Annotated in this window: 23 protein-coding genes and 1 pseudogene; 14 read left to right on the top strand and 10 right to left on the bottom strand. The window is 61.7% G+C overall.

Annotation, left to right across the window (positions count from 1 at the left end):
- The first annotated feature begins 6 nt into the window (after nucleotides 1-6).
- The 6 genes and pseudogenes from QM672_RS09680 to QM672_RS09655 all read left to right on the top strand — a co-directional run.
- The gene (locus QM672_RS09680) at nucleotides 7-1,014 is read left to right on the top strand and encodes an ABC transporter permease (protein ID WP_415082199.1); all 1,008 of its coding nucleotides are present in this window, start codon (nucleotides 7-9) and stop codon (nucleotides 1,012-1,014) included.
- A gap of 3 nt (nucleotides 1,015-1,017) precedes the next feature.
- Nucleotides 1,018-1,953 (top strand): aldose 1-epimerase, encoded by a 936-nt coding sequence (locus tag QM672_RS09675; protein WP_415082197.1) that lies wholly within the window; start codon nucleotides 1,018-1,020, stop codon nucleotides 1,951-1,953.
- A 15-nt stretch (nucleotides 1,954-1,968) separates the two neighbouring features.
- Nucleotides 1,969-3,600, top strand: coding sequence for a GMC family oxidoreductase (locus tag QM672_RS09670; RefSeq protein WP_415082195.1), 1,632 nt, complete (start codon nucleotides 1,969-1,971; stop codon nucleotides 3,598-3,600).
- Between the two features lie 63 nt (nucleotides 3,601-3,663).
- Nucleotides 3,664-4,812 carry a galactonate dehydratase gene (dgoD, locus tag QM672_RS09665; RefSeq protein ID WP_311939682.1) on the top strand — a complete coding sequence of 383 codons (1,149 nt, stop codon included), beginning with the start codon at nucleotides 3,664-3,666 and terminating at the stop codon, nucleotides 4,810-4,812.
- 13 nt (nucleotides 4,813-4,825) lie between these two features.
- Nucleotides 4,826-5,602, top strand: a complete 777-nt coding sequence (locus tag QM672_RS09660; protein WP_367625794.1) for an SDR family oxidoreductase — start codon at nucleotides 4,826-4,828, stop codon at nucleotides 5,600-5,602.
- Nucleotides 5,603-5,690: 88 nt separating this feature from the next.
- A pseudogene (locus QM672_RS09655) lies at nucleotides 5,691-5,837 on the top strand (transposase); the annotation flags it as partial.
- 21 nt (nucleotides 5,838-5,858) lie between these two features.
- Here QM672_RS09655 and QM672_RS09650 read toward each other — a convergent pair.
- The 3 genes from QM672_RS09650 to QM672_RS09640 all read right to left on the bottom strand — a co-directional run bounded on the left by QM672_RS09650 (nucleotide 5,859) and on the right by QM672_RS09640 (nucleotide 7,520).
- Nucleotides 5,859-6,953 carry a nickel/cobalt efflux transporter gene (locus QM672_RS09650; RefSeq protein ID WP_415082192.1) on the bottom strand — a complete coding sequence of 365 codons (1,095 nt, stop codon included), beginning with the start codon at nucleotides 6,951-6,953 and terminating at the stop codon, nucleotides 5,859-5,861.
- A gap of 12 nt (nucleotides 6,954-6,965) precedes the next feature.
- Nucleotides 6,966-7,238: a metal/formaldehyde-sensitive transcriptional repressor gene (locus tag QM672_RS09645; RefSeq protein ID WP_311939677.1), complete on the bottom strand. Its 273-nt coding sequence runs from the start codon at nucleotides 7,236-7,238 to the stop codon at nucleotides 6,966-6,968.
- Nucleotides 7,239-7,355: 117 nt separating this feature from the next.
- Complete coding sequence (locus QM672_RS09640) at nucleotides 7,356-7,520, bottom strand: hypothetical protein (RefSeq protein WP_415082190.1); 165 nt, start codon at nucleotides 7,518-7,520, stop codon at nucleotides 7,356-7,358.
- 266 nt (nucleotides 7,521-7,786) lie between these two features.
- Between QM672_RS09640 and QM672_RS09635 the strand changes: the two genes are divergently transcribed.
- Complete coding sequence (locus tag QM672_RS09635; RefSeq protein ID WP_415082188.1) at nucleotides 7,787-8,275, top strand: DUF2721 domain-containing protein; 489 nt, start codon at nucleotides 7,787-7,789, stop codon at nucleotides 8,273-8,275.
- A gap of 551 nt (nucleotides 8,276-8,826) precedes the next feature.
- On the opposite strand, the gene QM672_RS09630 is transcribed toward QM672_RS09635, so the two are convergent.
- Nucleotides 8,827-9,753 carry a sugar-binding transcriptional regulator gene (locus QM672_RS09630; RefSeq protein WP_394314489.1) on the bottom strand — a complete coding sequence of 309 codons (927 nt, stop codon included), beginning with the start codon at nucleotides 9,751-9,753 and terminating at the stop codon, nucleotides 8,827-8,829.
- Between the two features lie 231 nt (nucleotides 9,754-9,984).
- Here QM672_RS09630 and QM672_RS09625 point away from each other — a divergent pair, with 231 nt between their 5' ends.
- Genes QM672_RS09625 through QM672_RS09615 form a run of 3 tightly spaced genes read left to right on the top strand, consistent with a single transcriptional unit; the run spans nucleotide 9,985 to nucleotide 12,328 of the window.
- Nucleotides 9,985-10,899 (top strand): tagatose-bisphosphate aldolase, encoded by a 915-nt coding sequence (locus QM672_RS09625; RefSeq protein ID WP_311939671.1) that lies wholly within the window; start codon nucleotides 9,985-9,987, stop codon nucleotides 10,897-10,899.
- A 14-nt stretch (nucleotides 10,900-10,913) separates the two neighbouring features.
- Nucleotides 10,914-11,801, top strand: a complete 888-nt coding sequence (locus tag QM672_RS09620; RefSeq protein ID WP_311939670.1) for an ROK family protein — start codon at nucleotides 10,914-10,916, stop codon at nucleotides 11,799-11,801.
- An 11-nt stretch (nucleotides 11,802-11,812) separates the two neighbouring features.
- On the top strand, nucleotides 11,813-12,328 hold the full coding sequence (locus QM672_RS09615) for an AAA family ATPase (RefSeq protein ID WP_367625797.1): 516 nt from the start codon (nucleotides 11,813-11,815) through the stop codon (nucleotides 12,326-12,328).
- Between the two features lie 4 nt (nucleotides 12,329-12,332).
- Here QM672_RS09615 and QM672_RS09610 read toward each other — a convergent pair whose 3' ends face one another.
- The 5 genes from QM672_RS09610 to QM672_RS09590 form a co-directional block, all read right to left on the bottom strand.
- On the bottom strand, nucleotides 12,333-13,106 hold the full coding sequence (locus tag QM672_RS09610) for an SDR family NAD(P)-dependent oxidoreductase (protein WP_415082184.1): 774 nt from the start codon (nucleotides 13,104-13,106) through the stop codon (nucleotides 12,333-12,335).
- Between the two features lie 38 nt (nucleotides 13,107-13,144).
- Nucleotides 13,145-14,248 carry an ABC transporter ATP-binding protein gene (locus tag QM672_RS09605; protein WP_415082182.1) on the bottom strand — a complete coding sequence of 368 codons (1,104 nt, stop codon included), beginning with the start codon at nucleotides 14,246-14,248 and terminating at the stop codon, nucleotides 13,145-13,147.
- A gap of 29 nt (nucleotides 14,249-14,277) precedes the next feature.
- Complete coding sequence (locus tag QM672_RS09600) at nucleotides 14,278-15,102, bottom strand: carbohydrate ABC transporter permease (RefSeq protein ID WP_415082180.1); 825 nt, start codon at nucleotides 15,100-15,102, stop codon at nucleotides 14,278-14,280.
- Between the two features lie 2 nt (nucleotides 15,103-15,104).
- Complete coding sequence (locus QM672_RS09595; protein ID WP_311939661.1) at nucleotides 15,105-15,986, bottom strand: carbohydrate ABC transporter permease; 882 nt, start codon at nucleotides 15,984-15,986, stop codon at nucleotides 15,105-15,107.
- 84 nt (nucleotides 15,987-16,070) lie between these two features.
- Entirely contained in the window at nucleotides 16,071-17,381 is a 1,311-nt protein-coding gene (locus tag QM672_RS09590) for an ABC transporter substrate-binding protein (RefSeq protein WP_311939659.1), read from the bottom strand.
- Nucleotides 17,382-18,127: 746 nt separating this feature from the next.
- On the opposite strand from QM672_RS09590, the gene QM672_RS09585 reads away from it, so the two are divergent.
- Nucleotides 18,128-18,856, top strand: coding sequence for an SDR family oxidoreductase (locus QM672_RS09585; RefSeq protein ID WP_311939657.1), 729 nt, complete (start codon nucleotides 18,128-18,130; stop codon nucleotides 18,854-18,856).
- Between the two features lie 332 nt (nucleotides 18,857-19,188).
- Here the strand turns inward: QM672_RS09585 and QM672_RS09580 are convergent, their stop codons facing one another.
- Nucleotides 19,189-19,779: an amino acid synthesis family protein gene (locus tag QM672_RS09580; protein WP_415082176.1), complete on the bottom strand. Its 591-nt coding sequence runs from the start codon at nucleotides 19,777-19,779 to the stop codon at nucleotides 19,189-19,191.
- 192 nt (nucleotides 19,780-19,971) lie between these two features.
- On the opposite strand from QM672_RS09580, the gene QM672_RS09575 reads away from it, so the two are divergent.
- From QM672_RS09575 to QM672_RS09565, 3 genes are all read left to right on the top strand, one after another.
- Nucleotides 19,972-21,777: a helix-turn-helix domain-containing protein gene (locus tag QM672_RS09575; protein ID WP_367625804.1), complete on the top strand. Its 1,806-nt coding sequence runs from the start codon at nucleotides 19,972-19,974 to the stop codon at nucleotides 21,775-21,777.
- A gap of 109 nt (nucleotides 21,778-21,886) precedes the next feature.
- Nucleotides 21,887-22,900: a flavin reductase gene (locus QM672_RS09570; protein ID WP_415082174.1), complete on the top strand. Its 1,014-nt coding sequence runs from the start codon at nucleotides 21,887-21,889 to the stop codon at nucleotides 22,898-22,900.
- Between the two features lie 4 nt (nucleotides 22,901-22,904).
- The gene (locus QM672_RS09565; protein ID WP_367625806.1) at nucleotides 22,905-24,416 is read left to right on the top strand and encodes an aldehyde dehydrogenase; all 1,512 of its coding nucleotides are present in this window, start codon (nucleotides 22,905-22,907) and stop codon (nucleotides 24,414-24,416) included.
- The last annotated feature ends 12 nt before the right edge of the window (nucleotides 24,417-24,428 follow it).

The raw sequence follows: 24,428 nt of genomic DNA, 5'->3' as shown, positions 1-24,428 counted from the left end.
TACCCGATGTCACAGGACAGAACCGCAGGGGCTGCCGCTTCGAACCGAAGTGCCCGCGCAGGCTTCGATTTCTCTCGCCATATGAACGAACTGAGCCTGTTCGTCGCCATCATCGTGCTCTATGTGGTGTTCACGGCCAGCGCTACGGGCTTCCTGTCGTTCAACAACCAGATCAACATCCTGCGTGATGCCGCCACGATCGGCATCGCCGCCTGGGCCGCGACGCTGATCATCATCGCGGGTGAGATCGATGTGAGCGTCGGCCCGATGGTGGCCTTCGTCTCGGTGGTCCTGGCCTATTTCCTGCAATGGGGCGTGCCGACAGTGCCGGCCTTCGCCCTGGCCATCATGGTCGGCGGGCTGCTGGGCTCGATCGCCGGTGTGCTGAGGGCGTATTTCGACGTGCCCTCCTTCGTGGCCACGCTCGGCCTGTGGAGTGCACTGCGCGGCATCGCCCTGTTCATCACTGATGCCCTGCCGGTGTCGATCGGACGCAACGACATCGTCGACGCGCTCGACCGGCCGGTCTTGGGGATTCCGCCCGCCGCGATCATCATGCTCGTGCTCTTCGGCGTCTTCGCTTTCGTCAGCCGCAAGACCGCCTTCGGCCGCAGCGTCTTCGCCATTGGCGGCAATGCGCAGGCTGCCTTCCTCAGCGGCATCAATGTCACACGCATCCGCGTCATGCTGTTTGCCATCGGCGGTGCCATGGCCGCAGTGACCGGCATCCTCCTGGTTTCGCGGCTGGGCTCGGGCAATGCCACCGCCGCGAGCGGCCTGGAGTTCGACGTCATTGCCGCCGTCGTCGTGGGCGGTACGTCGCTCTCCGGCGGGCGCGGCTCGATGCTCGGCACGCTGCTGGGCGTGCTCGTCATCACCCTGATCGGCAACGGCCTGGTGCTGCTGGGGATCAATCCCTTCTTCCAGCAGGTGGTGCGCGGCTTGATCATCGTCGTCGCGGTGCTGGCCAATATCCAGGCCATCAAGCGCTCCATGGCGCGAAACAAGGGCTAGGACATGCCGGTTGTCGATCTCCAGCACGGCTCCCTGCGCGCGCAATTGTCGACGGCGGGCGGCCTCGTCCTCGGCCTGTGGTGGGAAGAGGAAGGCGTGCGCATTCCTCTCCTGCGCCCGGCGCCCTCGTCGGACGCCGACGCCCTGTCCTCGGCCTGTTACCCGCTGGTGCCCTTCGGCAACCGCGTCAAGGATAACCGCTTTCGCTTCGAGGGACAGGACCATGTCTTGGAACCGAACACGGATTGGGACAGGCATTATCTGCATGGGGAGGGCTGGCAGGCCGATTGGCACATCACCGCGCAGGGGCCGACGAGCCTTGCCATGGTGTTCTCGCATGCAGGAAAGGGCACGCCCTATGTCTACGAGGCCGAGCAGCGTTTCGCCCTTGTCGACGGGGCCTTCGAGATGCGGTTGGCGGTGACCAACCGAGGCCGTGCGTCCCTGCCGTTCGGGCTGGGATGGCACCCCTATTTCCCCCTGACGCCGGCGACGACGCTGATGGCGAAGGCGACTGCGCTGTGGACGGAGGTGGAGGAGTGGCTTCCCGGCGAGCCCGTCGCCATTCCCGAGGTGCTCGACTTTTTCGCCCCGCGCTCCATTCCGGATCGATGGGTCAATAATGGCCTGCAAGGTTGGGATGGTCTTGCCGTGATCACCTGGCCGGAACGGAACATGCAGCTTCGCCTCCAGGCCGATCCGGTGTTCAGGCATGCCTTCCTCTTTGTTTCCGACACGCAGTTCGATCCCTCCTTCCGGCGGGACTATTTCTGCTTCGAGCCGATGTCGCACCTGGCCAATGGCCACAATCTGCCCGATCTGGGAGATCTCAAGGTTCTCGGGCCCGGGGAGAGATTGGCCGGTACTGTCCGGCTTCGACCGCAATGTCTTTCCGGCCGGCCGCTTCAGGGCGGCGATCATTCCCGTCAACAGGCCTGAGTCCTGGAGTCTGCAATGTCCGACAAGGGGCAGTTCGATTTCATCGTCGTCGGGGGTGGCAGCGCGGCCTGTGTCGTCGCCTCCCATCTCGTTGGGCAGGCCAAGGCGCGCGTGCTGCTGATCGAGCGCGGACCGGCGAAGGCCAGCCCGATCATCGACTTTCCGGCCGGCTACATGAAGTTCCTGGCCAAGGATACCTATCTGGCCATGCACAAGACCGCGCCGCAGCCCCAGCTCGACGGGCGCGGGCCGATCGTGCCGCAAGGGCGTGTGCTCGGGGGCGGCAGCACCGTCAACGCCATGGTCTATATGCGCGGCCAACCCGGCGACTATGCGCGCTGGAACGCAGCCGTGACCGCGCCGGGCGCTGTCAATGACGGTGCCTGGTCTTATGAGGACATGCTGGCCTATTTCAAGGCGCAGGAGGACAATGACCATCTGGCCGGTGCCTTCCATGGTGTCGGCGGCCCGCTCAAGGTCTCGCATCTCGGCCATACCAGCCCGATGACTCGGACCTATGTGAAGACGTTGCAGGGCATGGGCATTCCCTACAATCCGGATTTCAACGGCGCTTCCCAGTTCGGTGTCGGCTTCATGCAGCACACCATCGACTGGGCGACCCGCCGTCGCTGCAGCGCCGTGACGGCCTTTCTTGCCCCGGTGATGCGTGATCCCCGCCTGACCATCGTGACCGATGCGACGGTGACAGGGCTCCGCATCGAGCAGGGCCGTGCGGTCGGCGTCGACTATCTGCAGGGCGGGAGCCACCACAAGGCCGACGCCGGTACCGAAGTGATCTTGGCGGCGGGGGCCTACCAGACGCCGAAACTGCTGATGCTTTCGGGCATCGGTCCCGAGGACGAGCTCTCCCGCCATGGCATTGCTGCCAAAGTGGTGCTGCCCGGCGTTGGACGCAATCTCCAGGACCATTACGAGTGTCCGGTCGTCGCCACCACCCGCGGGAGCTTTGGTTATTACCAGCAGGACCGGGGCTGGCCGATGATCAAGGCCGGCCTGCAATATCTGCTGTTCGGCACGGGGCCGGCCTCGACCACCGGCGTGGAAACCTGCGCCTTCTTCGATCCGACCGGGAGCAGTGCCGAACCGACCATCCAGATGTTCTGCGTGCCGACAGTCTATCTCGACAGGGACGTGATGGGCACCGACCCCGGCGATGGTGTCACCATCAATTCGCTGCTGCTGCGTCCCAGGGCGCGCGGCCGCGTGACGCTCGCCAGCGCCGATCCTCTCACGGACCCCATCATCGACACCCAGATCTTCGGCCATCCCGAGGACTTGGCCACGACGATGGCAGGATTCCGCTTTGCGCGGCAGGTGCTGGCCGCCGCCCCGCTGCGCGACCTGATCGACAAGGAGATCTTTCCGGGCCCTGCCGTGACGAGCGACGAGGCGATAGCGGCGCATTGCCGGCGCACGGTCAAGACCGGATATCACCCCGTCGGCACCTGCAGGATGGGCCACGATGCCGATCCCGAGGCGGTTCTCACGCCGGATCTGCGGGTGCGCGGAGTCGCGGGCCTCAGGGTCGTCGACGCCTCGATCATGCCGACCATCGTCAGCGGCAACACCAATGCCGCCGTACTCGCCGCCGCGGGGAAGGCTGCGGACCTCATCCTTCATTCATGACTTACGGCGGGCGGCCGGGGGCGAGGCCCGGGGCCGATCCCATAGAGATCATTGGATAGTGCCATGAAGATCACCAAGCTGACCACCTTCATCGTCCCGCCGCGCTGGATGTTCGTGAAGGTCGAGACCGATGAGGGCCTGTCAGGCTGGGGGGAGGCCGTCGTGGAAGGGCGCGCTCTGACGGTGGAGGCGGCCGTGCACGAATTGGCCGACTACATCGTCGGCAAGGATCCCATGCTGATCGAAGACCATTGGAACGTGCTTTATCGCGGCGGCTTCTATCGCGGCGGCGCGGTTCACATGAGCGCGCTCGCCGGCATCGACCAGGCCTTGTGGGACATCAAGGGGAGAGCGCTGGGACAGCCGATCCATGCGCTGCTGGGCGGCCAATGCCGCGACAAGATCAAGGTCTATTCCTGGATCGGCGGCGACCGCCCGGCTGACATCGCCCGCAATGCCAGGGAAGCGGTGGCACGCGGTTTCAAGGCGATCAAGCTCAACGGTTCGGAAGAGATGCAGATCGTCGACACGCATGACAAGATCGACCGGGCGGTGGCGACCATCGCCACCGTGCGCGAGGCGATCGGGCCCCATATCGGCATCGGCGTCGATTTCCATGGCCGCGTCCATCGCCCGATGGCCAAGGTGCTGGCCAAGGAGCTTGACCCCTACAAGCTCCTGTTCATCGAGGAGCCCGTGCTGTCCGAACACAAGGAGGCTCTCAAGGAGATCGCCAATCATTGTTCCACCCCGATCGCACTCGGTGAACGGCTCTATTCGCGTTGGGACTTCAAGGGCGTGCTGGCGGACGGCTATGTCGACATTCTCCAGCCCGACCTGTCGCATGCGGGAGGCATCAGCGAGTGCCGCAAGATCGCAACCATGGCGGAGGCCTATGACGTGGCGCTTGCGCCGCACTGCCCGCTGGGTCCGATCGCACTCGCGGCCTGCCTGCAGGTCGATGCCGTCAGCTACAATGCCTTCATCCAGGAGCAGAGCCTTGGCATCCATTACAACCAGGGCAACGACATTCTCGACTACATCTCCAACAAGGAGGTGTTCCATTATGAGGACGGCTTCGTCTCCATCCCGCAGGGGCCGGGCCTGGGGGTCGACGTCAACGAGGACTATGTGATCGAGCGGGCCCGGGAGGGGCATCGCTGGCGCAACCCAGTCTGGCGCCATGAGGATGGCAGCCTGGCCGAATGGTAGGGGCATGGGCGGGATGACGGGTCGGCTTACAGGCAAGCGTATTCTGGTGACGGGTGCCGCCCAGGGCATCGGGTTGGCGATGGTCCGGGCTTTCCTGGACGAAGGGGCAGGCGTTTTCCTGATCGATCGGGACGAGGCGCTTCTTGCCGGTGTCGGTAACGAATTGACGGGGCAGGGCGCGCCGATCGCTCACCGGGCCGTGGATATCACCGACGAGCAGGGTATTGCGCGTGCCGTTTCACAGGCCGCCTCGACGATCGGCGAGATCAACGCCCTCGTCAACAATGCCGGCATCAATGTTTTTGCCGAGCCGTTGCAGACGACGGACGAAGAGTGGCAGCAATGCTTCGACATCAACCTCAAGGGAGCCTGGAACTGCTGCAAGGCGGTCCTGCCAGGGATGATTGCAGGCGATGGCGGCGTCATTCTGAACATTGCCTCGACGCATGCCTTCACCATCATTCCCCATACCTTCCCCTATCCCCTGGCCAAGCACGCCTTGCTCGGCATGACCAAGTCGCTGGCGCTGGAATATGCCGGGCGCAACGTGCGGGTGAACGCGCTCGCGCCTGGCTATGTCTCCACCCAGAAAGTGATCGACTACTGGAACAGCTTCCCCGATCCCGAGGCCGCCAAGGCGCAGACGCTGAAGCTGCATCCGGGCGGGCGTATCGCCACGCCTGAGGAAATCGCGCTTGCCGCGGTGTTCATGATCTCGGACGAATGCCCGTTCATGAACGCAGCCTGCCTGACCATCGATGGCGGCCTCAGCGTCCAGCAGCATCCCTGAGCAAAGAGCTTCCAACGGCATCGTTTGGGTTCCGGTGAGGGCGCATCCCTGCGGCTGATCTACTCCCAGGAAACAGGACCGTTTTGAGCTGGAGTTTTCCGCGGCCGAATCCCTAGGCTGGGAGGAGCGGAGGACAACGAAGGCAAGCAGGTTTTCGGAGACCCAGAAGGCGTTCATTCTCAAGCAGGGTACCGATGGTGTGACGGTGGCGGAGATCTGCCGTCGGGCTGGGATCAGAAGACAGATCCGCTTGGATTCACGCCGGCAAAGCGTGCAAGCCCGACCAGGCCATGTAGAGACCCACACAGAATATCACGGCGGCCGAGGCATAAGGTGCGCGCGTGGCAAAGGCCGAGAACCCGGACCAGCGCTTTTCGACATGCCGGATGCTCAGCGCTGCCAGCACACCGGCGGAAACCATGGTGACGGCGAGCCCGATGCTGAAGCAAAGGACCAGCAGGAAGCCCAGGGAGAGCTGCTTGAGCTGAATACACAGCAGCAACACGGTGATGGCAGCCGGGCAGGGGATGAGCCCGCCTGTCAGGCCAAACATCACGATTTGCCCCGTGGTTACAGTACGACCGGCGAAGCGACGACGAATATCCTCGGCATGGGCGCGCGCATGGGCGTCCTCCTCTGCGCCAAGATCCGTGTGCTCATGCCGATGGTCATGCTCATGCTCGGTGAATTCCAGGGGAAAGCTGTGCAGGTGATCGCCATGCCCCAGATTGAGGGCGGCGGAAAAGGCGTGCGGCTCCGGGATTTCCTCGGTGCTTTCGAGATAGGCGCCGCGATCGGCCATGTGAAAGACCTGGCGCGCACCATCCGGACGGATGGTTTCGACGGAGACCTCATGTGCAGGAAATCGCTCGCCCTTTTCGAAGCTCAGCCGCCAGCGCGGCGGCACGCCGTCCTCGAACACCTCGAGGGTGACCGTGCCATGGCCGATGTTGATGTGCCGCACCTCCTCGCCATGGTGGTGATGATCGTGATCGTGGCTATGGTGCTGCTCGCGCCAGGTGCGCCAGAACATCCAGGCGGCGATGAGGACGATCAGGATCGCCGAAGCCACCTGGAAATAGGGCTCCGTTGCCTCGCTGCTCCAATTGCGCCCGAAATATTGTCCGAGCAGCGCGACCGCCCAGACGACGGCGGTATGGGAGATCGTCGCCGACAGGCCGAGCAAGACAGCCTGAGTCACGGTACCTCCGACCGCTATGATGAAAGCCGCCATCATCGTCTTGGAATGTCCCGGCTCTAGGCCGTGCAACGCTCCCAGAAGGATGGCACTGGGGATGAACAGCCAAAGGTTCGTGGAACCTTGCTGAAGCATGTCGGAGATCGAAACCACGTTCGGGTCTTTCTATTTGATATAGGTCCGCAAGACCTCGATCAATTCGGCCGCTCCCTGCGCCTGGCTGGAGTTTTCCTTGTCCGGATCCACGATGTGATGGCGGATATGGTCTTCCATGACCTCGGCGGTCAGACCATTCACCGCGCCACGCATGGATGCGACCAGCATCAGTACATCCGCGCAGCCCAGTTCCTGTTCGAGCGCTCGTTCGAGCGCCTCAGCCTGGCCCTTGATGCGGCGAACCCTGGCGATGAGTCGGGTTTTTTCCTTGATCGTATGCATGGCGAACCCCAGCAAGAATATGATAGGGGGGTACCCTATAAGAGAGCCCAACGCAAGCCCGGTGTTAAGCAAGACTGGCTGGCACCGTCCAAAGGCGCCCACGCCCGAGTAGGGCGGTCACTTGTCGAACCTCGCTGCGGCAGCGATGGCATGGCTGTTGTCCTGATGCTGGCGCCTGCGGAAGAGCTCGCAGCTCCACCAGCCCGTATATTTGGCGGCCTTATCCGCATCGACCCAGCTTTCTAGATCGAGAATGCTGCTTCCCGTGCGAACATCGCCCAAGGCGGTTTCATTCAGGATGTTGGCGGCATAGGGCAGGGGAATCGCATGGATGCACGCCGTAGATGAGATCCTTGTCCAGCCGGGCGATCCGATCCGGGAGGCGCCTGCAGTGAAGACATGCCAGAAAGGAGCAAAAAGCCTCGGTCAGGCGGATTCGAAGGAAGTGGTTGAGGCAGTAATGGACCTATTATCGATTGCTGCGTAGTTTGCCAAAGTCCGCCTTTCGCGACCTTGGGACATTTTACTTCAGAACAGGATGCAGAGCTATGTCGTCGGATTTCTATATATGGCTTAGCGACGCTGCATTGAGAATCACTAGCGTACGCTTTTCCCTGATCGCGCCACAGGCGTTGGCACCGGCTTTTCTACTGCTTGCGGTTGCCGCCTTTCTGACTCTTCTGATGAACCGCCTTTGGCGTGTCAGCGATCGCATCCGTGAGCTCGAGGAAAAGAAGCTGGCGCATCTCGACGGGCAGGATCGCGCTCTCCTGGCCAAGTGGCTGACCCGGCGGGGGCGCCTGCTTTATCGCGGCATCCGCTCGATCGTCGCTGCTGGCATCTGTGTGGCAACAGTGATTCTGATCGTATTCTTCAACGCCCTGGTTGGTATGCAGCGCGAATGGGGGGCTTCCCTCCTGTTCGTCATATCGATCGTGCTGTTTGCGCACGCATTGATATGCCTGTTCCGCGAAATCAACGTCGCCATCAAGGATTTCGACAGACGTTACCGACATTCGGCGTTTTTCGAATCTTAGAATTGTCTCCCCCGAGACCAAGCTCCGATGATCGGAACTTCATTATTTACGATCATGAATTGCATCGAGCTCATATTACATGAGATTTGGCTCAAATTATTCCACAAATTCTTGTAATAAATGCAACTTGATCGAAGTATTTGCGACTCACGGCCGCCTCTTTGCGAAAAAGAAACTCCCTGCTTCGGGGAAGGGAGCTCGAGCCGGGTCGCCTCGCAGAGGCATCTGCATCACAGGCCATGGTTCGGACCGAAAGCGACGTCGGTAGCAATGCTGCCTCTTGGCAGCTTCGTGGCCGTCCGCGCCGCTCTCGGTTTTCTCGCCGGCCAGCCATTGCTCCAGAAGTTCCGGATTTTCGTGGATACGCTTCTTGGCCGCACCTATAGGTTCCGCGCCACCCGCCTCTATTTAGGACCGGAAATCGACCCCGGTGTTCCCTGGACCTGGCAATGGGAGAAGCGGAGCCGATAGCTCCGGCCCATCGTTAAGAAAAAAGAAGCCAAGCCTCCGCTGCAATAGCGTGCTTCGAGGCTCGTGGGGTTTCCTCTCCTTCATGCTTGTAGTTCGCCGAGGATGGCCTCGGCGGTGGCCACATCCGTGACGACTGCATTGATCAGTTTTGCTCTGACCGCGCCGATGATTGCCTTCGCCTTTGCCGGTGATACGGCAACGCCGATGACGAGTGGCACGGCCCGCATTTGGGCCGGCGAAACGGCGATCAGGCTGTTGTTGCCATCCCATGGCAATATGGTGCCGTCCTCGTCGAAATAATGCCGGATGACATCCCCCGCGACATGGGTGAGGGCCCGTTCGCTGGACGTAACGGTGCCGGCATGGATGGGGTCGACGGTATGCGGCAGTCCAACCCCCACCAGGGCAACGTCGATATGGTCCCAAAGGGTAATGAGCTCGCGGACGGCAGGATCGCTCACAAAGGCATCGCGATACTGAGGGGCCGGCAAATAGGGCGCAAAGATGAATTTTGGTTCGCCACCAAGCTGTTCGGCCGCCTGGCGCACGAACTCGTTGATCTGGAAATGTGGCGCTGCTTGCTGGATACCGCCCGTTGCAGGCACCGTGATCACGCCGGGAATACGCGGCAGACCGGCTCGGATCACGCCGCGCACCGCTCGGCCCCAACCAATGGCGAGAACAGAGCCATCCTTCAGCCCCGCTTCCTTGAGAAGCGTGCCGACCGGCTGGGCAAGCGAATCCAGCAAGCCAATTTCAACGGTGTCCACCACGGCGGCTTGCTTGAGGCCGAGAGCGTTTATCAAGTCGCGCCTGATCTCCTCTGGCGCAACGAAGTCGCGAATCTCGATGCGCACGATCCCTTCCTCCCGCGCTCTTCGAAGCAAGCGGGAGATGGTGGCGGTCGAGAGTTGCAGGCGCCGTGCGATCTCGACTTGTGAGAGATCCGATTCATAGTGCAGGCGCGCCACCAGATGCAGCGTCTTACGCGTGGCCGACCCATCCATGGAAGCATTCTCAGACAGGTTGCAATTCCTTTCAGAAATATGTTACACGTCGCTTTGTGAAACAAGAGGCATCGCGTTCTTTCAGGCAGGACACGAGCCGTGCAGCATATTTGCGTCTTGTTCAACGCAAATCGATCAGAGCCGCAGGTCTCTTACGTCGTTGCAAGCGTAAGGGCATGGTCAAACGCGTCCGGCGCTCGGCCGTGAGCACAGATATTAGGAGAGGGTCTCATGACCAGGATGACGACGTCGGAGCTTCGCGGTTACCAGCAGATCTGCGCCCCCAATGGAATGATGATGGTTATTGCCTGCGACCAGCGTGGCGGCATGCGCTCCTTGTTGGCGAACGACCCGGCCGAACAGGCCAAGATCAGTGACGCGACGCTGGGCGAAACCAAATCCGACATCGTCCAATATCTGGCGAGTGCGGCTTCCTGCGTGCTGCTCGATCCGATCTGTGCCGTCCCCAAGGTGGTGGATGACGGCGTACTTGCCCGCGATGTGGCCCTCCTGATCGGCCTCGATGCGTCTGGGTTCGACAAGACGCCGGAAGGCTATCGCTTGTCGCGCCTGGTTCCTGGAATCGATGCCCGCCATGTGCGCGCGATGGGGGGCACGGGCGGCAAGATCATGGTGTATCTTCGTGCGGATCGGCCCGAGGCCAATATCCATAACATCGACATTCTGCGCCGTTGCATTGAGGACTTCGCGCGTGAAGATCTCCTGCTGGTGGTCGAATTCCTGACCTATGAACTGCCGGGTGAAAGCCGCGAGGACTATGTCGCCAAGGTGCCCGAACTGGTTCTGGAGGGAACCAGGATCTGTCTGGACTGCGGCTCGAAGGTCTTGAAGCTGCCCTATCCGGGCACGGCGGAAGCTTGTGCCGGCGTCACTCGTCTCGCCGGTGCGGTACCATGGGCGGTTTTGTCGGCAGGCGTCGATCACTCGACCTTCCTTGGTCAAGTCGAGACGGCCATGAGAAACGGGGCTTCGGGAGTCATTGCCGGTCGTGCCCTGTGGAAGGACTGCATCTCGCTCGACCGCAAGGAGACGGCCGACCGTCTCTCGACAATTGCGGTCCCGCGCCTGCGCGAAATTCAGGCTGTGGTCGCCCGCTACGCCGGCAAAGCCGCGCAAGCTGCCTGACGGGCCAGCCTGTCATGCATAAGCCCCCTTTGGCGATCGGCATCGATATTGGCGGAACCAATGTGCGGGCTGCTTGCATCGATGCATCCGGACAGATCCTGGAGCGCCTCGTTGAAAGGACATTGCGAGATCCGACGGCGCTGACCTCCCGCCTCATTGCCCTGATTAGGGCCCTCGACAGGCCTGGCATTACAGCGGTTGGCATCGGTGTTCCCGGGCGAGTCGATGCGCGCCGCAATCAGGTGCTCTCGGGCGGATATGTCGACCTGTCCACCATACCGCTTGCCGAAGCGATCGAGCGCGAGACCGGCAAAAGCGCCTTCATCGACAATGATTGCAACATGGCGCTTGTCGGCGAGATTGCCGCGGGCGCCGCCCGCGACTGTCGCCATGTGGCGATGCTGACGATTGGCACCGGTATCGGCGGCGCAGTGGTGCTGGACGGGACCGTGATGCGGGGGCAGCGCAGCGCCGGCCAACTTGGCCATGTGACAGTCGATCTTGGCGGCACCGTCTGCAATTGTGGCCGGATCGGTTGCGTCGAGACCACCAGTTCCGGCACGGCTCTCGGCCGCCATATCGCCGCCGCCGGACTCGCGGTTGGAACGAGCGCGGACGAGGTTCTTGCTCTCGCGCGCAGCGGAGACGCGAGGGCAACAGGGGTGATCGAGGCTTGGGCGGTGCCGCTCAGGGCTGCGATCGACAGCATTGTCGCCAGCGTGGATCCCGAACTCTTCCTGCTCGGCGGCGGGTTGGGCGCAACGGCATGCGCGGCATTGGAATGGGCCCCGGCCCTGTCGCCATGGTATCAATGCCCGGTCAGGCCTGCCGTTTTGGGCGATGACGCCGGTGTCATTGGTGCAGCATTGGCTGGAATGAAGGATGATCTGTTTTCGCCATGAAGAAGGCTATCTTGGTCAATGGCGTGCCGGCGACCGGCAAGAGTAGCGTTGCCCGCTTTGTAGCGGACGCACGCGGATGGCCAATCCTTGCGCTGGATAGCGTGAAGGAGCCTTTTTTCGACCATCTCGGCGTCGGGGATCGCGAGTTCAATCGCAAGTTGGGACGAGCGAGCTATCAGGCGATATGGTCGATCGTGAGAGATGCTCCCGATGGCATGATCTTCATCGTCGATGCCTGGTTCGGTTTTCAGCCCCGCGATGTGCTGGAGGCCCATCTTGTTCGCGCAGGGGTCGGCAGCACGGCGGAAGTATGGTGCCATGCACCGCCGGAAATCCTCGTCGAACGCTATCGCCAACGGCTCGATATGCGCCATGCTGGACATCCGGGCGAAGCCTTCCTGCCCGAACTTGATGCGCTTGCCAGGCGGGCGGAGCCATTGCAGCGCGGCCCGATCTTCGACGTCGATACCACGCAACCGCTCGATCACGAACGGCTGCTTGGCTGGATTGACGAAGTCGTCGGGTGAAGCATCACCAGATCGTGTAGCCACAATCCACCACGAGGGTCGTTCCCGTGATGGCACTGGAGGCGTCCGAAGCAAGAAACAGGATGGCCGAGGCGATTTCGTCCGGTCTTGCCACGCGCTTCATCGGCGTCATTTCCATCCAGGTCGGAAAGCGCTCGAGGTCAGTGAAGCTGGTGTTCGACATCGGCGTGTCGACATAAGTTGGTGCAACGGAATTCACGCGTACGCCCCGCTCGGCCCATTCACCGCCAAGGGACTTGGATAGATGATGCACGGCCGCTTTGGCTGCGTTGTAATGGGCCTGCCGCTGGGGCTTGTTGGAGATCAGGCCCGACATCGAGCCCAGCGTGACGATCGAGCCAAAGCCCCGCTCGAGCATCGGCTTGGCGAATTCCCGGCATGACCAGTAGACGCCATTGAGATCGACGTCGATGATCCGGTTCCAGATCTCGTCCGGAATGGCTTCGCCGGGCGTGTCAGGCCAGGCAATGCCTGCATTGGCGATGAGAATGTCGACACCGCCATGCTTGCTGTTGGCTTGGGCTGCTGCTTGGGCGACCTCGCCAGGCTTGGTGACGTCCAGGACCACGCAGTCAACCTTGTGTCCGGCTTCGTCGAGATGGGCGCGAGCACTGGCCAGCAGCTCTGCATTGTAATCGGAGATCACCACCGTCGCTCCGGCTTCCAGCAAGGCTTCGGCCGACGCCAGGCCAATGCCGCGGCCGCCGCCGGTGATGAAAGCGGTCCGGCCTTCGAGGCTGTATTTATCAAGGTACATCAGTGCATTCCTGAGAGCATGGGGATCATCACCCCACCCTATGCGGCGAGGGGATTTCTGCGCAGTGAAGGCAGCGCGGTGCCGTCCTGCCGAAAAAGATGGGCCGTGGCAGGCTTAAAGGTGATTGCAACGCGGTCATGTACCCTCGAGGTATCGGCACCATCGGCTTGAACGATGAAGAGGTTGTCGGGTGTGACCTGAACGTAGAGGAAGGTTTGGCCGCCCAGACGCTCGACAACCATCACCTCACCAGAGAGCTGTCCGCCCTCCGATCTTGTTAGATGTTCGGGTCTGATACCGAGCGTTAGCGTCTCGCCGCTGGCAACACTGCCGCCCGAGGCGGGCACGGTGAGGGCCGCGCCGCCCGGCAACGCCACTTTGACGCCGTCTGCCGAGACGCCGTCGACCGCTACCTCGATGAAATTCATCGTGGGCGAACCGATGAAACCGGCCACGAAGCGATTATGTGGGTGATGGTAGAGCTCCAGCGGCGTGCCTACCTGTTCGATCACACCGTCACGCAACACGACGATCTTGTCGGCCAAAGTCATGGCCTCTACCTGGTCATGGGTCACATAGATCATGGTGACGCCGAGGTCTTCATGCAGGCGCGCCAATTCGATGCGCATCTGCACCCGAAGGGCTGCGTCGAGGTTCGAAAGTGGCTCGTCGAACAGGAAGACCTTGGGCTGGCGCACCATGGCGCGGCCGATGGCGACCCGTTGGCGCTGACCGCCGGAGAGCTGGCGCGGCTTGCGGTCGAGAAGGTGGTCGAGATGCAGGAGGCGAGCCACGGCGCCGACCTTGGCATCCCGCTCGGCCTTGGCAACGCCGGCCAGGCGCAGCGCAAAATCCATGTTCTCGCGAACATTCATGTGCGGATAAAGGGCGTAGGTCTGGAAGACCATGGCGAGACCGCGCTCATCCGGCGGCACATCGTTGACGCGTGCTCCATCGATGGACAGGTCGCCGGCGGAAATCTCCTCCAGCCCGGCAATCAGGCGGAGCAGGGTTGACTTGCCGCACCCGGACGGCCCGACGAAGACGCAGAATTCCTTGTCGGCGATATGAAGGTCGACGCCCTTGATGACGTCGACGGCGCCGAAGGACTTTCGGATGCCCTTGAGGCTGAGTTCTGCCATGTCGTGTCCTCACAAAGGGAAATTGGGGGTCATTTCACGGCGCCGAAGGTGAGGCCGCGGACAAGCTGGCGCTGCGTCATCCAGCCGAAGATCAGAATTGGCGCCACCGCCAGGGTCGAGGCTGCCGACAGCTTGGCCCAGAACAGGCCTTCGGGGCTGGAGAAGGAGGCGATGAAGGCGGTCAGCGGCCCCGCCTGCGAGGCGGTGAGATTGAGGCTCCAGAACGCCTCGTTCCAGCACAGGATGATCGAGAGAAGAGCGGTGGAAGCAATGCCGGGCAGGGTCAGCGGTAGAAGGAGATGGCGGATCTGCGCGCCGACACGGGCGCCGTCCATGCGGCCCGCTTCCAGGATCTCATGCGGCACGTCCTTGAAGAAGGAATAGAGCATCCACACCACGATGGGCAGGTTCGACAGGGTGAAGAGGATGACGAGGCCTATGCGGGTGTCGAGCAGGCCGGTGTCGCGAAAGAGCAGATACATCGGCACCAGCACGCCGACTGCGGGCATCATTTTCGTCGACAGCATCCAGAGCAGGAGATCCTTGGTCCGACTGGTTGGAAAAAAGGCGGCTGCATAGGCTGCCGGCACGGCCAGCGCGAGAGAGATTGCCGTAGCGCCGAGCGATTCCAGGATGCTGTTGAGCGCGTAGGCGAAGTAGTTCGCGCGTGCATTGACCTCGACGAAATTCTCGAGCGTCGGCCGGAAGAACAATTCGGGTGGGCCGACGGCGTCGATCTCCGTCTTGAAGGCTGCCAGCAGCATCCAGAAGATCGGGAAGAACATCACGAGTGCCCCGAGCCAGCCGACGACGCCGGCCAGCACCACCCGCCTTCTTGATCCACGCATTGCCATACTCAGGTCTCCAGGTTGCGGGCGACGGTGCGCACCAGGAAGGCGGCGACGATGTTGGCGAGCACGATGGCGATGACGCCGCCGGCGGAGGCGCCGCCAACATCCCATTGCAGCAAGGCCTTGAGATAGATGAAGTAGGTCAGATTGGTGGTCGCATTGCCCGGCCCGCCCGAGGTGGTGACCAGGATCTCGGCAAAGACGGACAGCAGGAAGATCGTCTCGATCATCACCACCACCGAGATCGGTCTCAAAAGGTGCGGCAGGACGATGAACCAGAACATGGTGGGGCCCTTGGCCCCGTCCATCCGCGCTGCTTCCATCTGTTCGCGGTCGAGCGACTGCATGGCCGTGATGAGGATGAGGGTGGCAAAGGGAATCCATTGCCAGGCTACGATCATGATGACGGACAGCATCGGGACCTGGCTGAACCAGTCCACCACGCCGAGCCCGAGTGATCGCGTGATCCAGGCGAACAACCCGTTGACGGGATGCATCAGCAGGTTTTTCCAGATCAGTGCCGCCACTGTTGGCATGATGAAGAAGGGGGCGATGACCAGGAGGCGGGCGATATTGCGCCCCGGGAACTCGACGTCATAGACGACGGCGAAAAGCACGCCGAAGATCACGGTCGCCGCCAGCACCGAGCCGACCAGGATGATCGTGTTGACGATCGAGATCCAAAGCGTCTTGTTCAGCAGCAGGAACTTGTAGTTGTTGATGCCGGCAAAGCCTGTGATCAGCGGGTTTTGCAGGTTGTAGCGCTGGAAGGAAAACCACAGCGTCATCACCAGCGGGACGATCATCCAGAGCAGCAGGACACTGACTGCCGGAGCCAGGAGAGGGCCGGTGCGCACAGCCCGCCGGCTTGTGGATGTCTGGAACATGGGCCCTCGTGGCTTTGGTTGAAGGCATGCGGATAGAAGGGCTCCGGGCGGGGAGAGCGCCCGGAGCCCTGGCAGGACAGGCGGTTACTGGATGTAGCCGGCCTGTTGCATGGTTTGAGTGACCTCGTCCTGTGCTGCACCCAGGGCAGCATCTTCCGTCTGCTGTCCGGCGAGGATGGACGCGATGGCCTGGCCGACCGAGGTGCCGATGGCCTGGAACTCAGGGATCGCAACGAACTGGATTCCCTTGTACGGAACCGGTTCCTTGGTGGCATTCGTGGGATCGGCGGTCAGGATCGCCTTGAGGACCATGCCGGCGAAGGGCGCAGCCTTCTTGTACTCCGGATTGTCGTAGGTCGACTGGCGGGTGCCGGGCGGTGCGGCAACCCAGCCGGCGGTCTCGCCGACCCGCTTCACATACTCCTTGGACGTCGCCCATTTCACGAAGGATTTGGCCGTGTCGAGGTTCTTGGTGGAAGAAGGAACGGCCAACGACCAGGCCCAGAACCAGCCATTGCCTTTTGGCGATACGTTGACGGGCGGCTGGGCGAAGGCCAGGACATCCCCGACCTTGGATGTCGCCTTGTTGTAGAGTCGTCCGGCTGCCGACGTCGCATCGACCCAGATTGCGCATTTTCCGCTTGCGAACAGGGCCTGGTTTTCGTTGAATCCATTGGATGTCGCGCCGGGCGGGCCGTCGCGCTTCAGAAGATCCACATAGAAGCCGATCGCCTTCTTCCATGGATCGGATGTCAGCTGCGGCTTCCACTCCATGTCGAACCAGCGACCGCCGAAGGTGTTCACGATGGTCGTGATCAGGCCCATATTCTCGCCCCAGCCGGGCTTGCCGCGAAGGCAAATACCATACTGCTCTTTCGACTTGTCGGTGAGCTTGTCGGCGAATTGTGCGATCTGGTCCCAGGTCGGCTGCTCGGGCATCGTCAGCCCGGCTTTTTCGAACAGGTCCTTGCGGTAGAGTGTGAAAGAACTCTCCGCATAGAAGGGCAGGGCGTAAAGCTTGCCATCGACCGACAAGCCATTGCGCAACGGCTCGAACACGTCCTTGTAGTCATAGTCGTCGCCAAGATCGTTCAATGATGCGAGCCAGCCGGCCTTGCCCCAGATCGGCGTCTCATAGGCACCGATGGTGACGATATCGAATTGGCCTGCCTTGGTGGCGATGTCCGTGGTCACGCGCTGGCGCAGCACGTTTTCTTCCAACACAACCCAGTTGACCTTGTTGCCTGTGGCCTTCTCCCACTCAGACGACAGCTTTTGCATGATGATCATGTCGTCATTGTTGACGGTTGCAACCGTGATGGTTTCAGCCCGCGCGGCAACACCCGCCAGCAAGAGCGCTGTTAGCGACAGGCCGATCTTGGCCAAGAATCTCATGGGTTCCTCCATTGGCGACAATCTGTTTGATTGTTGTTGTCGTGTAGCGCGCGTCGGGCCTCTCGGTCGGCGTCGGTCGCACCGCTACGATCACGTCCGAGCGTGATGGCCCCCGTTTTGGGACATCACGGCTTGCACTGCGTTCGCGGCTGAGCGGTTGCCGTGAACGCAAGGTATGTAACATATTTCCGAAATAAATTGCAACGAACAAGATTCATAAGATCGCCTCCGATGGCGTCGGCGTGACAACCTGGCTCTGACCCGCCACCCACGCTCTCGGAAAAGCCAGCCGAGCGAGCCGATGCTGCCTGTTGTCGAACTGGCGCTTGCCCAGCGAGCGGTCGGGGCGGCAACCGCTCTAAATCAACGCTCTAGGCAAACCCGCGCTTCCCCGATGCAGGTGGGATGCGTAATGTGTTGCTGAAACAAATTTCATGTACTATTTGAACTTTGGAAGGCCTTTTGATCGCCGTCCAGGACCCATCCCGATGCAGATTGCAGGATCGAATTGATCCGTCATGTAGCTAGGAGTTTCAATTATGAAGGGCTTGGATAAAGAGCACGTTTTCTTTGCCGGCACCGGAATAATTGCAAGGGAGTACAATATAGAGTGAATAAAATCGCTGTCCTCTTCGACTGAGTGTCGAATGTTTCCCTTCAATCTGATCTTTATGAAGTGATGAATTGCATCGGGTAAACGTCCAACGCTTTTTAAAAATAAAATATCTGCTCTCCAGGAGGTGACATTGTCTATTGAACTGCAAGGAAAAACGGCTATCGTCACTGGTGCCGCTTCGGGCATTGGACTGGCAACATGCGAAGCTCTGATGAAGGCGGGCGTCACAGTGGTCATGGTCGATCGCAACGCCGCAGCGCTGGATGAGTTGGTGGCAAGTTCGAACGGAAAGGCCATTGCCCAGGTAACAGATCTTCTGGACGCCGCCAGTTGTGCCGCGATGATTCCGGAAGTCATCGCCAAAGTTGGCAGGATCGACATCCTCTATTGCAATGCAGGTACTTATATCGGCGGCGATCTGGTGGACACCGATGCATTGACCATCGACAGAATGCTCAATCTCAACGTGAATGCCGTGATGAAGAACGTTCATGCTGTCCTGCCGCATATGATCGAACAGGGCGGTGGCGATATCATCGTGACGTCGTCGCTAGCAGGGCACTCCGCGATCAAGCATGAGCCGGTCTATTCGGCCTCCAAATGGGCAATCACATGCTTTACCCAGACCGTGCGGCGACAGGTCAACAAGCACGGCATTCGAGTATCGCAGGTTTCGCCAGGACCGGTGATCTCGGCATTGCTGTCGGATTGGGAGCCGGATCGGCTGCAGGCCGCAAAAGACGCCGGTGCGTTGATCGAGCCTTCCGAAGTGGCAGAGGCGGTTGTCTATATACTCAGCCGCCCCCGCAACGTCACAATTCATGACATGATAGTGTTGCCGACAAACGTTGATGCCTAGAGTAAAAGGGCTTTTCTTCGAAGCGCCATTTTACTCTAACTCTTTGTTCCGTCGCGTGTTCTTAATCGAAAAATCTGTCAACTTTTCTGGAAAACGCTTTGGGTATCCAAGGCTGCCTTGGATCAATGGAGGGTGGCTCTTCCACGACATGGAAGCACACCTTCAAACCGGCTTCTTGGCTCTTGAGGCAGCGATTAGACGCTGAATTGCTGCTTCAAGCGTTGCCGACGGCTCGCCGTGCCGCCACGGCATTGGGCGGATGTCTCAACGAGCTCGAGCGGTGACTTGTTGCCGGATCGAGCCATGGGCCCGAATTCCGCGACATCCCATCCTTACGATTTCGGCGGCGTGATCCCCATCTCCTCCATGTCCTTGAAGCGGTCGCCGATCCGTGGATGCATGCGGCCGCCATCGGCGGCGCCGATCGCAATCAGGATCTCGCCGCGGTCCGGCGCGTCGCTGACCGAGAAATTCAGGGTGATGAAGTGCGAACGCTGGCCCACCGTTGTCTTATGGGTCATGGGCAGGGACACCTGGGCGCCGGCCGGTCCACGCGTGTTGGTGAAGCTCAGATAGCTGGTCCCGCCGGCCGCTTCACGGAAGACGTTGCCGAAGCGCAGCGTATGGATCAGGGCCGAGCCATGCTCGATCTCACCGGCCAGGCCGACGATGGCCGACTTGCCATAAGCCTCGATCCGGTCTTTGGGGCACAATTCGAGCAGGCGAGGAACCAGCGCGCCCGCCAGCTTCGGTGCCACGTCGAGGACCACCGGGCGCAGATCCTCCACGAATTCAAGTCCTTCCCAGGGGTTCTTGATGATGGCTGCCACTGCGCTCGCCAATATCGGCATGGGGCCGGCCTTGCCACCTTCGATGAACACCTCTTCGGCGTGGCGAACGATCTTTCGGATTTCCAGACTCATGATATTCCTTCGTCACTCGGCTCTGGCCGGAGGGCTTTGCATCACGGCAGCCGCCGCCGGCATGGCACAGGACGCTACAGGCTTGTTCAAGAGCTCTCCTCCTATGAAGCGGAGGAGATTGCCGCATTGAAATCCTTCGACAGTGATGATGGGGTCCGCTAGTTGAGCCTCAACGGAACTCGGGAGGGTCTGATGAACGTCATCGATCGGCCGCTGTCGCGCACGCTCAGGGATATCGCCAGCCTGATCAATTCCGGTGGCGATCTCGGCACCACGCTGCTGCATCTCGTCAAGGCGGGCTGCTACAATACGGTCTGGTCCATGGGCGGTGTCATGAGTGTCGACGAAGGCAGTGGCGACGCCGTTGTCCTGGCCCGGCACGATCCCAATCGGCTCGGCACGCTGTATCGCGACCGCTGGACCCTCGCCACCAGCCCCTCCCTCATCGCACTGACCACCAACGAGCCCGTGATCATCCGTGATGCGCAGGTGGCATCGGAGTTTCCGGGATATCAGGAGGAGGCCATTGAGCGTGGCTACCATACCGTCGTGGTGCTGCCGCTCGGCTGCCGCGACATGGAGGGGCGGGCCATGGTCCTGTCGGTCAAGTCGCGCAGCATCGTCGAGCCCTCGGATGCAGACCTCGCCTTTCTGGAGACGATTGCCCATCTCGGTGCCATCGCCGTCGATCGATCCAACCGGCTGCAGGCCGAGCGCCGCGCCGCTGAACGTCTGCAGAATGTGCTCGCCGCCCATTCTGCCCTGATGCAGAAGGTCCTGTCGGACGGATCGGTTGCTTCGGCGGCCGCTCTGGTCGAGACCTTCATGCACCATCCCACGGTCGTGGTCGACCTGACGGCAAATCTCGTCGTCACGGGACGTTCGCCCAAGCCCGAGACATTCGACGACGAACGGTGGCGCGAGGAGGTGAATGCCGGGGTCAATCGCCAGCTCCTGCGCATTGCCCGCGAAGTCGCCGGCAACACGCGCTCCGAACATGCCAAGCTCTATCTCAATGTCTGCGGGCAGCATCTCAACCTGCCGGCCATGGTCGAACCGCTCAGGGTCGATGAGAGAATGGTTGGCGCCTTGGTCGTCTTTTCTCGCGGTGCCGATTTCGGCGATCTCGACCATCTACTGCTCGAGAGCGCTAAATCAGCCTTGAGCGTGCAGATGATGCGCAGCCATCTGCGCTTCCAGACGGAGTCGAAGACGGCCAGCGAACTGTTCGCCGAGATCGTCTCCGGCGACTGGCGCAATCCGGATGATCTGGTTGCTCGTGCCCGCCGCCTCGACATCGACATGGCGGCGCCGGCCAGGCTCATCGCCATCGGCTTGCCTCGCCAGGCCGGCATGGACGACGGCGCGCTGGAGGAACTGCATCGCTCCATTGCCAGGCTGGCAGCGCAACAGGGCCAAACCGCCACGGTGGCCAATCTCGACGGCATCATCCTGTGCCGCGTGCCGGGCGGAGCCCGCGACAGTGAGAACACTGCCAAGTTGCTGGTGCGCAAAATCATCGATGAAACCCAGTGGCTGCTGGGCTGCAAGCCGATCGTGGTGATCGGCAGGACCTGCAGCGGCCTGCAGGAACATCGGCAGATCTGGCAGGAATGCGCGCGCATGATCCGGCTCGGGATACGATTCAACCGCACCGGTTTGTTGGCTTCCCAGGACTTTGGTCCCTTCCCGTTGTTGCTCTCGGCCGCCGACACCGACGAGGTTCGCGCGTTTCTCAATGTCACCATCGGTGCCGTATCCCGTCATGATGCCGAGCATGGCACCGGATACATCCCGACCCTGGCTGCCTATCTGGAGAGCGGCTGTCGCAGCCAGGCATGCGCCGATGCGATGGGCCTTCACGTGACCACGCTGCGCTATCGCCTCGGCCGCATCCAGGAACTGTTCGGAATCGAAATCGACACACCCGAGCGGCGATTTGCGCTGGAACTGGCCCTGCGGCTGAACGAGACCCTGTCGCAGGATGCGCTCATGTGACCCGCTGCTTCTTCACCTAGGAGGATGAGGGAACTCTCTCCTGCGGAACGCAGGAAGAAGCCCTCGCCCGCCGTCCCTATCCTTTCCGGAAGCTGGAAAGGCAGGGCGCATGGTGACCACGACTGAACAAGAGCAAAGCCCGATCGATCCCGTCGAATTGCGCAGGGCATTCGGCACCTTCGTGACCGGTGTGACGGTCGTGACGACGCGCGAGGCGGATGGAACGCCGCGCGGCATGACCGCCAACTCCTTCACCTCGGTGTCGCTCGATCCGCCGCTCTTGCTCGTATGCATAGGAAAGAAAGCGAGCAGCTTTCCCGTCTTCAGCGACGCCGAGCATTTCGCGGTCAACGTCCTGCACGAGCACCAGAAGGATGTCGCGAGCGTTTTCGCTTCGAAGTCGGCGACCAAATTCGACGCGATCAACCACGACACAGTCCATACTGGTACGCCGGTCCTCACCGACAGTCTCACCTGGTTCGACTGCACCGTTCACGATCGCGTCGATGCCGGCGATCACATGATCCTGATCGGACATGTGCGCGCCTTCGGCACCAGCCCGGTTCCGCCGCTTGGCTTCTGCCGGGGCAGCTATGTCACCGTCGCGCACCCGATGCCCCAGGGCTGGACACCCTCGCATCGCATGATGATCGGCTATCTCGTCGAGCATGAGGGGCGCATCCTGCTGCGCGATGACGGCAGGGGCGGCTGGGAACTCCCAACGGCCAGGTACCGCAAGCCGGGCAACGAAGTCGCCCTTGACGACAAGGGGGCCGTCGCCCTCCTGACCGAGGAGGCATTCCTCTATTCGGTGTTCGATGTCGCCGACCGTGAGCCGGGCTACATCGTCTACCGGGGTGAATTGGCCGCCACGCTGCGGACGCTGCCCGAACTGCCGCGGTCGCTGACGTTCTTCGCCGCGGAAGACCTTCCCTGGGATCGGATCCCGGTGCGGCAGATCAGGGCCATGCTGCGCCGCTATCTGCAGGAGCGCAGCGAGGCCCGCTTCGGCATCTATGTCGACTCCAGCGCCGGAGGCCGCGTGGCGATGATCGATGGCGCGCCGCGCCCCTGGCGTGCGCCGAACGGCGTGACCGCCGATACCCTGATCACGAAAGGCTGATACGATGGAACTGACGCTGAAGGCGATCGAAGGGTCGCGCCAGGACCTGTATATCGCAGGCGAGCGTGTGGCACCGAGTTCGGGCCGCTACCTACCAAGCTATGATCCGACCACGGCCGAGCCCTGGTACATGGCAGCCGACGGTAACGCCGAGGATGTCGACGCCGCAGTCCAGGCCGCGAAGAAGGCCTTCAGGGATCCGGCCTGGCGCCGCATCACCCAAACCGAGCGTGGCAGGATGCTGCGCAGGCTTGCAGACCTCATCGCCGAGAACGCCGACGAACTGGCGGCGATCGAGATGCGCGACAATGGCAAGCTGCTCAAGGAAATGCGCGCCCAGATGCGCGCAGCACCCGACACTTATCTCTACTTTGCCGGCATGGCCGACAAGCTGCATGGCGAGACAATTCCCGTCAACAAGCTCGACATGCTGAATTTCACGCTGCGCGAGCCGATCGGCGTGATTGGCATGATCTCGCCCTGGAACTCGCCGCTCATGCTGCTGAGCGGTACTTTGGCGCCGTGCCTGGCGATCGGCAACACCATCGTCGCCAAGCCTTCCGAGCATACGTCGGCTTCGACATTGGCGCTGGCCGAACTGATCGACCGCGCCGGCTTTCCCCCCGGTGTCTTCAACGTGGTGACAGGCGGTGGTGCCACCGCGGGCGAGGCCCTGACCCTGCATCCCGACGTCGCCAAGATCACCTTCACCGGAAGCACCGCGACGGGACGGCGCATCGCCGCCAATGCCGCAGGCCGGCTTGTCTCCACCCAGATGGAACTCGGCGGCAAATCACCCCATGTCGTGTTCGGCGACGTCGATCTCGACCGGACCGTCAACGGCGTGGTCGCCGGCGTCTTTGCCGCGGCGGGCCAGACCTGCATCGCCGGATCGCGCTGCTTCGTGGAGGCAGCTATCTATGATGAGTTCCTCGAGCGGCTTGTCGAGCGGACGTCGCGCATCCGCATCGGCAACCCGGCCGTGGAGGACACCGAACTCGGGCCCTTGGCGCTGGAGGCCCAGCTCGCCAAGGTCGAGCAATATGTCGGCTATGGCGTCGCGGATGGGGCCCGCCTGGCGATTGGCGGTCGTCGTCCCCAGGACGAAGCACTTGCCAAGGGCTGGTACTACGAACCCACGGTGCTGGCTGAGGCCCGCAACGACATGCGCTTCATGCGCGACGAAATCTTCGGCCCGGTCGTCGGCGTCGTGCCGTTCCGCGACGAGGCCGAATTGCTCGCGCTCGCCAACGACACCAATTACGGCCTCGCAGCGGGCATCTGGACGCGCGATATCGACCGGGCCATGCGCTTTGCCCGCAATGTCGATGCCGGCACGGTGTGGATCAATACCTATCGCTCCGCTGCTTACATGTCGCCCTCCGGCGGCTTCAAGGAAAGCGGCTACGGCAAGCGCGGCGGCTTCGAGGTCATGCGCGAGTTCTCCCGCCTGAAGAACGTCGTCCTCGATTATTCCGGCGCCACCCAGGACCCGTTTGTCATCCGCCTGCGCTGACGGCCTTCGCGC

The sequence above is a fragment of the Labrys sp. (in: a-proteobacteria) genome, assembly GCF_047605565.1.
Lineage (GTDB): Bacteria > Pseudomonadota > Alphaproteobacteria > Rhizobiales > Labraceae > Labrys > Labrys neptuniae.
The sequence above is the reverse complement of the archived record's forward strand: the minus strand, read 5'-3'. Positions and strand labels throughout refer to the sequence as shown.